Source organism: Streptomyces sp. NPDC001868 (genome assembly GCF_040297125.1).
Lineage (GTDB): Bacteria > Actinomycetota > Actinomycetes > Streptomycetales > Streptomycetaceae > Streptomyces.
The window spans coordinates 1-8,710 of record NZ_JBEOYO010000115.1; the positions used below are offsets into that span (position 1 = coordinate 1).

An 8,710-nucleotide genomic window follows, 5' to 3' on the forward strand; every position below is an offset into this window, starting at 1 on the left:
CGCCGGCGCCCACCCGCCCCCCCCCCCACCGCCACCTCCCACACCACACATCGCCGGGGTCTTTCAGCCGCCCCCCCCACCCAAAAACACAACCCAGACTTAACGGCGCGCGCCTTGAGCGAGGTCGGGCGCAGCCCTGGTCTGCCGCTCGACCGTCTCCGTGATGTCCGGGTCAGCCAGAGGCAAGGCGGGTCTGCTTCAGGTGGATCTTCGCCACCTTGGCCGCCGACTCCGAAGACGGCAGAGATGCCCGGTGATGCATGCAGTGCGGGTGCTACAGCTTCCAGCCGCGCAGCCGGTCAGCGACGTCCTGGACGCCGATGCGGGTGTCGCGGACCTTGCGCACCAGGTCGGACAGTGCGCCGTAGGGCGGATCGATTCCCTCGCCGGCCTGCGCCATGTACTGCGCGGCGATGAACGCGGCGTACAGACTGTTGCGGTGCGGGAGCGGCTCCAGGCGCACGATCGTGTGCAGCAGGGCCGCAGCACGCCAGGCCGTGTCCGGGTCGGCGGCTGCGAGGGTGGGCAGCCGGGTCTTGTGGCGGGCGACTGCGGCCACCAGAGCCGAGTAGTCCGCCACGGACAGGTCGTCGTGACCGAGTGCGTTCTCCTGGACATCAAGCAGCCAGGAGACGTCGATGTGGAGAGGCGGCATCAGGCGGCAGCAGCTCCGTCACCGCGCTCGCCGGGCGGCACTTCCTCGGGGAAAGCCTCGTCGAACTCGCCGCGCAGCCGCTCGGCCCATTCGGCCGCGCCGGCGACGAACCGCTTGCGCTGCATCTCGCGGATCCCGAGATCGTGCAGGTACTGCTTGAGGCTCTTGCCCTCGGCCGCAGCCGCGGCCCGGACACCCTCAAGCTCCTCGTCGGTGAAGGACACGTTCAGAGATGGCATACCGGCGATGGTACCTACTAGGTGCCTGACGGGTGAAGCGATGAAGCGGTCAGGCCCGTACGAGCGGTTTGGCAACGAAGGCGTAGTACGTAGCAAGACGGCCAGGCCCCGGCCCGCGACCTGGCTGCGCTCCTGTTCCACGCCTGGGCGCCCACACCCTCAGGCACCGACTGCGCCCACGGCCCTCTGACCGGCGATGCGAGGCACGACGGCGTCGTCCGTCACGCCCAGAACGTCGCAATGGAAAAGGCGCTGCATGTTCGTGCCGAAGGCCCTGGTGCCTCTGTGCCAGGTGCTCACCGCAACGGTTGGTGTGGTGGAACACGACATGGTCGTCGGCAGCGAGGTTGTGCCGGGCGAGGTCCTGCTCGGGGGCCGGTTCCTCAAGGATCAGGTCCTGTTCGACGACGGCGTGTGGACAGTGAGCCTCGCCCGCCCACTGGCCGGAGGCGCTGGGCTTCACCGCCCCAGTGGGGCGGCGTACGGTCTGGGGATCCGGGCGCGCCCAGGGTTGTTATTGGGAGGCTCGATGTCAGTGCCTCGTGTTTTGATCGCATCAGTTCGGCGTGGACATGCCAGCTAGAGGTGTCCGCGCCGGTTCTGACCATGCGTCGAACACGGGGATACAACATGAGAATGCGAGAACTGCTGTGTACGGGCGCCGTCGCCATGACGGTGCTCGGCAGCTGCCTGACCACCGCGCAGGCGGCGGACAACGGTTCGGATGATCTGCGGGTGGAGTCGTACGTGCTCCCGGTCGGAGCCGCGAAGCCGTCGCTGGAGGACCTGCAGAGCGGGCGGGGAATGGAGCGGCTGCGGCAGCTGGCGGGTCAGTCCGAGCCTGGGGTGGGTCTGGCCGCGGAGACGGTGGGGCCGGCGGCCTCGTACGCGCCGCTGTCCCGCAGGGCATCCGGAGCCCCGGCGCCGGTGGAGCAGACGCTGGAGGGGTCGTCGGTGGGACCGATGGCGACCACTGCTCCGGAACCCGCGCGGACGATGACGTTCGAGGAGTGCAAGAAAGGACTGGGCAGCAGCAAGGCGTTCTACGTGAAGTCCCGGTTCGCGGTGTGCAACGGGGCGTCGTTCCTGCAGACCTGGGTGCGCAACAACCGGCCCGTCGGCGAGAGCATGTTCAACGTCCGGGTGGTCGGCACGATCGCCAAGAACAGCCGCACGATCAACTTCCAGTACTACTTCACCGACTTCGTCACGACCGGCACGACCGGCGCGGCCGCGATGCCGATCACGACGAAGGGCAACATCCCGCAGAGCTGGCCGGCCGGAGCACGCTACACCCGGGGCGGCAACAAGCCGGGCACGCAGACGTTCACCCAGCTGAAGGCGCTGCGCACGTTCAGCGAGACGGTGAACGCCAAGCCGGGGCAGGGCCAGAAGGGAACGGGCCTGAAGGGCAAGACGGACTTGCTCTTCGCGGTGTACGAGCCGGCCATCAGCTACACCCCGCCCGCGGGGTGGACGCTGAGCGGGAGCCGGGGCGGCAAGCTGTTCATGCTCGCACCACGCTGGGAGACTGCGCCGTACCTGGCCAACTCCACCGGCGGCGGCAAACCGGAAAAGAAGGGCGCGGCCACCTTCAGCTACGTGCCGACGCTCACCTTGAGTGCCAAGGCGGGAGCCGACGAGCGCGCCGAGGCCCAGCACATCAGGCAGGCGTTCCTGGTACCGCAGGACACCAAGCCGTACATGTCGGCGAAGAAGGTGCCAGGTCAGACGGCCAAGGATCCGTTGCACCGGACGGTGAGCGAGGCCCGTATCGACAAGAACCGCGGAGAAGCGGTCAAGCAGTGCAAGCGCTACTGGGGAGTCAACTACACCGCCGGCGGGACGAAGGAGTGCGACGAGTACCCCTTCGCGAGCACCTATGAGGGGGCCGCGGAGAACTACTACGACGCGGAAGCGAAGAAGTTCAACTTCTCCGCGAAGCCGATCGCGAAGGACGACAACCGGGCAGGCGGGCTCATTCTGAAGAGCTTCTACGCCAAGAACCGCATCCTCGACGGCCTCGACGGCGTGGACGATCTCGACGGCTTCATCGTGAAGATCGTCAGCTGACGGTTCAGAATGCGGCGGCAGCGGACCATTGACAGGGGCCCGCTGCCGCCTTCTGTTCACGATCGGGCCGGCCAGAACTGCACGAGGTAGCGCTCGACACCATGTCCGGTGCCCTCGCCCTCCGACAGAGCCGCAGCGGCGGCGCGGCCCGCACAGCTGACACGCACCCGCCACGATCCGCCGGAATCAGCCAGCGTGATCAGGGCATCAGTCCGGCCGGTGTGCATGGACCACACTGCCACCTCACCACTGGTGGAGGCGAAGTCGGCTTCGGCCTGCTCGTCCCAGCCGGTCGGATCTGTCGCTGGCGGAGGGCCGTCCCACACCTCGACCGCGACAGCGGCGGTATGGGTGTGACCGCCGCTGGTGATGTCCAGCCGCCCGGGATGAGTACTGAGAAAAGCATCGAAGTCGAAGTCGTCCGGGAACGGGACGGGCAGGTCGGCGTCATCGCTTTCCTGCAGCCCGAAGGCGTGGAACCCCACATAGGCATTCACATGCTGCTTCCGGACAAGCTCAGCCACGAGCCCCCCTCAACTCAGACAACACGTCACCTTCAAAACTCTAGCCCCATGGTCGACCCCGCTGCGGCTTCGGTCGCCCCGGAGGGCGGCCGCCACCGGCCGCTGCCGCTGGCTCCTACGCGGGACGCGTCGAAGTTGCGATCCTCGGCTGCCCCGGAGGGCGACCGCCACCCTCATGGTCGCGGACTACGTCGGCTGGGCCAAGGAGTGGCGGTCGCCCTCCGGGGCAGCACCAGGTCGACCGAGCGAAGATCGTCCGCAGATTTTCCGGCGGCAAAGGCACCAGTCCTGGGTTCGTCTGATCTCTCGCAGCACGAACCCGCCAGCTCACCAGCGGCGTGATCGGCAGCGTTGTTGTCACCGGCTTCCCTGCGCCTCCGGCTCTGCTGAGCTGGAGGCTATCTGGGCACGTCTTACAAACCCCGAGTACGTACGGGGATGCGTTACATCCACGGCCTGCGTAAACGACTGATGATCTTCATGTATCGGGAACGATCGTTACCCGACAGCGAAACTCCTCCATGGGTTTTTCTCTGCCAGTAAGCGAGGTTGTCCCGGGTGGCGAGGGCGTCGGGGTGGTCCGGGCCGAGCACCCGCACCCGATCGGCCAGCAGCTCGGCGTACGCGGCCGCGGCACCGTGCGCATCACCCGCATCCCCCCGCCACCGGGCAAGACCACGCCGGGTGGCGAGGGTGTCGGGGTGGTCCGGGCCGAGCACCCGCACCCGATCGGCCAGCAGCTCGGCGTACGCAGCCACGGCACCGTGCGCATCACCCGCACGTCCCCGCCAGTAGGCGAGGCTGCCCCGGGCGGCGAGGGTGTGGGCGTGGTCCGGACCGAGTACCCGCAGGCAGTCGGCCAGCAGCTCGGTGTACGCGGTCGCGGCACCGTGCGCATCACCCGCACGTCCCTGCAAGTAGGCGAGGTTGTCCCGGGTGATGAGGGTGTCGGGGTGGTCCGGACCGAGTACCCGCACCCGGTCGGCCAGCAGCTCGGCGTGCGCCGCCGCGGCACCGTGCGCATCCCCCGCATCCCCCCGTAACCGGGCGAGACGGTGCCGGGCCGCGAGCGTGTCGGGGTGGTCCGGACCAAGCACCCGCACCCGATCGGCCAGCAGCTCGGCGTACGCGACGACGGCACCAGGCGCATCACCCGCATCCCCCCGTAACCGGGCGAGGCGGCCCCGCGCGGCGAGCGTGTCGGGGTGGTCCGGACCAAGCACCCGCACCTGGTCGGCCAGCAGCTCGGCGTACGCGGCCGCGGCACCAGGGCCATCCCCCGCCTCCCCCCGCCAGTAAGCGAGGTCGGCCCGGGTGATGAGGGTGTGGGGATTGTCCGGGCCGAGCACCCGCAGGCAGTCGGCCGCCAGCTCGGCGAACTCAGCCGTGGCACCACCTGGATCCCCTTGCTGCCCCCGCCACTCGGCCAGGCCGTGCCGGGCGGCGAATGTGCCGTCGTGGTCCGGGCCGAACACTCTCAGACAGTCGGCCAGCAACTCCGTAAACGCAGCAATGGCACCAGGTGCATCCCCCGCCTTCCCACGCCAGTAGGCGATGCCGTGCCGGGCGATGAGGGTGTTGTGGTGGTCCGGGCCGAGCACCCGCAGACAGTCGGCCAGCAGCTCGGCGGCTCCGGCCGCGGCGCCGCCCGCATCACCCGCCCGTCCCTGCCACTGGACGAGGCTCTGCCGGGCGGCGAGGGTGTCGTGGTGGTCCGGGCCGAGGCGGCGGCGGGTGGTGTCGGTCAAGTTGCGGTAGTAGGTGGCGGCGGCACCAGCCTGGCCGGTTTCGCCCAGGCTGGTGCCGGTGCGGAACAGGACGCGGTGGGTGGCGGGCCGGTACAAGGCGTCTTCGGCACAGTGGGCGAGGGTGGTGGTGTTGGCGCGCAGGGCCTGGCCGAGGTCGGTGTCGCGTTCGATGGCGGGCCAGGCGGCAGTCAGGGCGTCCGCGGTGGTACGGGCGAGCTGGTGGTGCCGGTCGGGCGTGAGGGAGTCGCGGGTGGCGCGTTGGATGAGCTGGTGTACGCGGACGGCCTGGTGGGGGGTGCCGGGGGTGTGGTCGACCAGGCTCAGGCGGTGCAGGGTCCGCAGCGCGCCGACTGCCTCCCGGGCCGTGACCGGGGGTGGTTCCTGGCCGCCACCGGGGGCGGTGCGGTTGCTCATGAGGTGGGCGAGGGCGGGGGCGCTGGTCAGAACGTTGGTGGGAATGCCGTTGGGGTCGAGCATCGCGGTCAGCTCCAGCATGGGCCGGGCGAGCCCGGCGGGGCGGAGCTGGTCGGCGCGGTCCAGGGACAGGGACCAGGCGGCGGTCGCGGTCACAGTCTGGTCGTCGGGCAGGCTGCCGGGATCGGGCAGCAGTTCGGGCAGCCGGCGCGCGCGGTCGGCGAGCAGGCCGCGGTAGCCGGCGGCGCCCAAGCCTGTGTCGGTGAGGTAGGCGGCGGCCTGGGCCAGGGCCAGCGGCAGGTGCCCCAGGTCGGCGGCCAGGGCGGCGAGCTCCCCAGGGGATTCGTGGCGGTCGTGGGCGGCCAGGGCGGTGGTGAGGTAAGCGGTGGCCTCGGCGGGGGTGAACTGGCCCACCCGTACCAGGCGGCGGCCATGCCCGGTCAGAGCGGCGTCCTGGCGGCGGGTGGTGACCAGGGTGTGGCCCGAGGGACTGGCGGGCGGCCACAGGCCGCGCAGGTCGGCGGGGTCGGCCACGTCGTCCAGGACGACCAGCCAACGGCGCCGCTCCGCGCCGGGCCTCGGCTCCAGCCAGGCCAGGAACGCCTCCGCGGCCCGGCCGGGGTCGTCCGGGCCGGCGTGGAGGATCTCCTGCGCCGCCTGGGCGTAGGCGTCAACGATGGCGGTGCGGGTGGTGGCGGTGACCCACACCAGCAGGTCCACACCGCCGGATGCGAGGGCGTGGCGGGCGTAGCGCGCGGCGAGCTGGGTCTTGCCGACCCCGCCCATCCCTGCCAGCACCTGGCACACCACCGCCGTCCCCCCGCCCGCCAACGCGGCGTCCAGTGCTCCGACCTCGCCACGGTCCTGGAAGGAGTCGGCCTGGCGGGGCAGCACCCCGGCCTGGTGAGGCCAGGACACCGCAGGCCGCGGGGCGGCGTGGAAAGTCACCTGGTCGGCGCGGTACACGGCGATGCTGTGGTGCTCCGCCCGGATGTGCAGGCCGCCGCGGGCGACTTCGTCGTCGGTCTGTGGCGCGATGGAGAGTGGGCTTGCAGAGGCCGGCCCGATCAGCCCTGGCGCGGGTCCGGCGTGGGAGGGTGGATGCTCGCGCCTCCATGGATCACCGTGGCAGCGATCGAGCCCTGCTCAGCGCTGATGTTCACGTCCCGGCCCGCGGCCACCCCGCCCGGCCCGGCCGACACCCCGGCCGCGGGCGCCGCATACTGGGCCAACAGCGCCCGCAATTCGGCTGCGGCCGCCTCACGCCCGGCCTCGTCCACCGCCTCCAGCACGGTCTCGAAACGAGTCTGCCAAGCCGTCTCCTGCCGGATACGCACCTCCGCCCCGCTGTCACCAGCGGCCCCCAAAGCAACTGCGGCCTGCTCCAGCCGCTCCAGCTCGGCCCGCTCACGCTCGGCATCTCCGCGCCCGAACCACCGGGCCGCCCCCTCCCGGAACCCCGACCACGCATCCGTACCCGCCGCCTGCACCACCGCCGTCCCTGCGGCCGCAGCCAACGCCGCCAACGCCTCCGCCAGCATCCCCCGCCCCCTCCAAAACCATCGGTCACCGGACCGTACCCGCCCCGCCCTACCCCAACGCATCGCCTGCGAGGCGTTCTTGTTGCCATCGAGGGACGGAAAACGACGGTGTTGCCGCATTCGGTTGCCAGTAGAGCTCTGGACCGCGAGGCGTCGAACAGAGATCGCCACCATCGTGCGCCGAGGGTCTTGGTGACAACACGGCTGCCTTTGTGACAGCTGCCGTGCTTCGGCTCACTTAGACAGGTTTATAGCAGCCCTGAATTCGGCGTGCCTAAAACTTGATATCGAGCCACTCCACGTCCGCGAATTTCACCTCCACGCCCGCGCGCCCGCCACCGCCTTGGCGCTACGGCCGCGGTTCTTCCTGCCCTGCTCCACCGCGGCTTACCGCGCGACCCGGACCAGGTGGACGCCGGATAACTCGCCGCCGCTCCTGGCCTGCCCCTGGGATGACGAGCGGGCTGGGCTGTCAGCTGGCGGTCGCAGCGAGTGCTCGGAGGCAGCCTGCTGTTACTCACTTTCGGGTGACGGCCCGACCTCCCGCAGGGTGGCGCACCGCGGCGGAGAGACGCCATGCCCCAAGCCCTGCAAGACCTCCCCCGAACTGTCGGCACGTTAACGCGACCACATGTTACATAAGTGGGCATTGCATCCAAGAGTCATGGAAATATGGGCACCAGGTAACAGAGGCCATGTTCTCACCGTGAGTGCACCGTGATGTGGACAAAGTGCGTGTGCGGCCAGCCGGCCGCCGACGCCCACCACACCGGACCCCGGCGCCTGTTCAGGCTGTCGGGGGAGGGTGTCCGCACCTTGAGGGGTCTCATGTCCGCTTCCGCTTCTGTTACCGCTCGTAGTCTCGTCGCCGCCGCGCTCGCCGCCGGCGCCGTGGTCTCCATGGTCACGCTGCCGGCATCGGCCGCCGATCAGGCCCGCCCCGAGCGGTCGAGGGTGAAGATCTCGGATGTCCAGTACGACTCCCCCGGCTACGACGACCGCTCCAACCGCTCCCTGAACCGGGAGTGGGTGGAGATCACCAACAACGCCCGCCGCAGCGTCAACCTCGACGGCTGGACCCTCCAGGACGAGGACGGCCACACCTACACCTTCGAGGACTACCGCCTGGAGGGCCGTACCACGGTCCGTATCCACACCGGACGCGGCCGCGACACCGACACCGACCTGTACCAGGACAGCCGCCGCTACATCTGGGACAACCGCTCCGACACCGCCACCCTCCGCAACGACCACGGACGCCACATCGACAGCGACTCCTGGGGCCACCACCACAGCGGCGGTGGCGGCGGGCACCACAACGGCGGCGGCCGCCACCACTGACCCACCACCACAGAAACGACCACCGCCCACCCACACCCCAAAGCACCTGGACGCGGCCCGCCCCCCCCCCCCCGGCGCGGGCCCCAGGGGGGCCCCCCTGGGCACCCCCCACCCCCCCCCCCCGCCATCCGGCGTCTCCGGGGAGACGGTGGTGAGGCCGGCATGGAGCCGTTTG

The 8,710-nt window shown here is 70.3% G+C and carries 7 protein-coding genes; 2 read left to right on the forward strand and 5 right to left on the reverse strand.

The genetic code is table 11. The features are described 5' to 3' along the window. Positions 1 to 274: 274 nt before the first annotated feature. Both ABT147_RS46670 and ABT147_RS46675 read right to left on the reverse strand, forming a co-directional pair. Positions 275 to 655, reverse strand: a complete 381-nt coding sequence (locus ABT147_RS46670) for a toxin Doc (RefSeq protein ID WP_351418541.1) — start codon at positions 653 to 655, stop codon at positions 275 to 277. After that, complete coding sequence (locus ABT147_RS46675; protein WP_351418544.1) at positions 655 to 894, reverse strand: hypothetical protein; 240 nt, start codon at positions 892 to 894, stop codon at positions 655 to 657. Before ABT147_RS46675 ends, ABT147_RS46670 begins: the two co-directional genes overlap by 1 nt. A 636-nt stretch (positions 895 to 1,530) precedes the next feature. On the opposite strand from ABT147_RS46675, the gene ABT147_RS46680 reads away from it, so the two are divergent. Beyond that, entirely contained in the window at positions 1,531 to 2,967 is a 1,437-nt protein-coding gene (locus ABT147_RS46680) for a NucA/NucB deoxyribonuclease domain-containing protein (RefSeq protein WP_351418546.1), read from the forward strand. Between the two features lie 56 nt (positions 2,968 to 3,023). Here the strand turns inward: ABT147_RS46680 and ABT147_RS46685 are convergent, their stop codons facing one another. The 3 genes from ABT147_RS46685 to ABT147_RS46695 all read right to left on the reverse strand — a co-directional run bounded on the left by ABT147_RS46685 (position 3,024) and on the right by ABT147_RS46695 (position 7,194). Beyond that, a complete protein-coding gene (locus tag ABT147_RS46685) occupies positions 3,024 to 3,491 on the reverse strand; it encodes a hypothetical protein (protein ID WP_351418548.1) in 468 nt (155 codons plus the stop codon). Between the two features lie 443 nt (positions 3,492 to 3,934). Then, a complete protein-coding gene (locus ABT147_RS46690; RefSeq protein WP_351418551.1) occupies positions 3,935 to 6,547 on the reverse strand; it encodes a tetratricopeptide repeat protein in 2,613 nt (870 codons plus the stop codon). 173 nt (positions 6,548 to 6,720) lie between these two features. Then, on the reverse strand, positions 6,721 to 7,194 hold the full coding sequence (locus ABT147_RS46695) for a hypothetical protein (protein ID WP_351418554.1): 474 nt from the start codon (positions 7,192 to 7,194) through the stop codon (positions 6,721 to 6,723). Between the two features lie 828 nt (positions 7,195 to 8,022). Here ABT147_RS46695 and ABT147_RS46700 point away from each other — a divergent pair. Then, complete coding sequence (locus ABT147_RS46700; RefSeq protein ID WP_351418556.1) at positions 8,023 to 8,535, forward strand: lamin tail domain-containing protein; 513 nt, start codon at positions 8,023 to 8,025, stop codon at positions 8,533 to 8,535. The last annotated feature ends 175 nt before the right edge of the window (positions 8,536 to 8,710 follow it).

Bases quoted from the DNA above. Each gene is read 5' to 3' on its own strand.
- ABT147_RS46670 (WP_351418541.1), bottom strand. From the start codon at position 655: ATGCCGCCTCTCCACATCGACGTCTCCTGGCTGCTTGATGTCCAGGAG.
- ABT147_RS46675 (WP_351418544.1), bottom strand. From the start codon at position 894: ATGCCATCTCTGAACGTGTCCTTCACCGACGAGGAGCTTGAGGGTGTC.
- ABT147_RS46680 (WP_351418546.1), top strand. From the start codon at position 1,531: ATGCGAGAACTGCTGTGTACGGGCGCCGTCGCCATGACGGTGCTCGGC.
- ABT147_RS46695 (WP_351418554.1), bottom strand. From the start codon at position 7,194: ATGCTGGCGGAGGCGTTGGCGGCGTTGGCTGCGGCCGCAGGGACGGCG.
- ABT147_RS46700 (WP_351418556.1), top strand. From the start codon at position 8,023: ATGTCCGCTTCCGCTTCTGTTACCGCTCGTAGTCTCGTCGCCGCCGCG.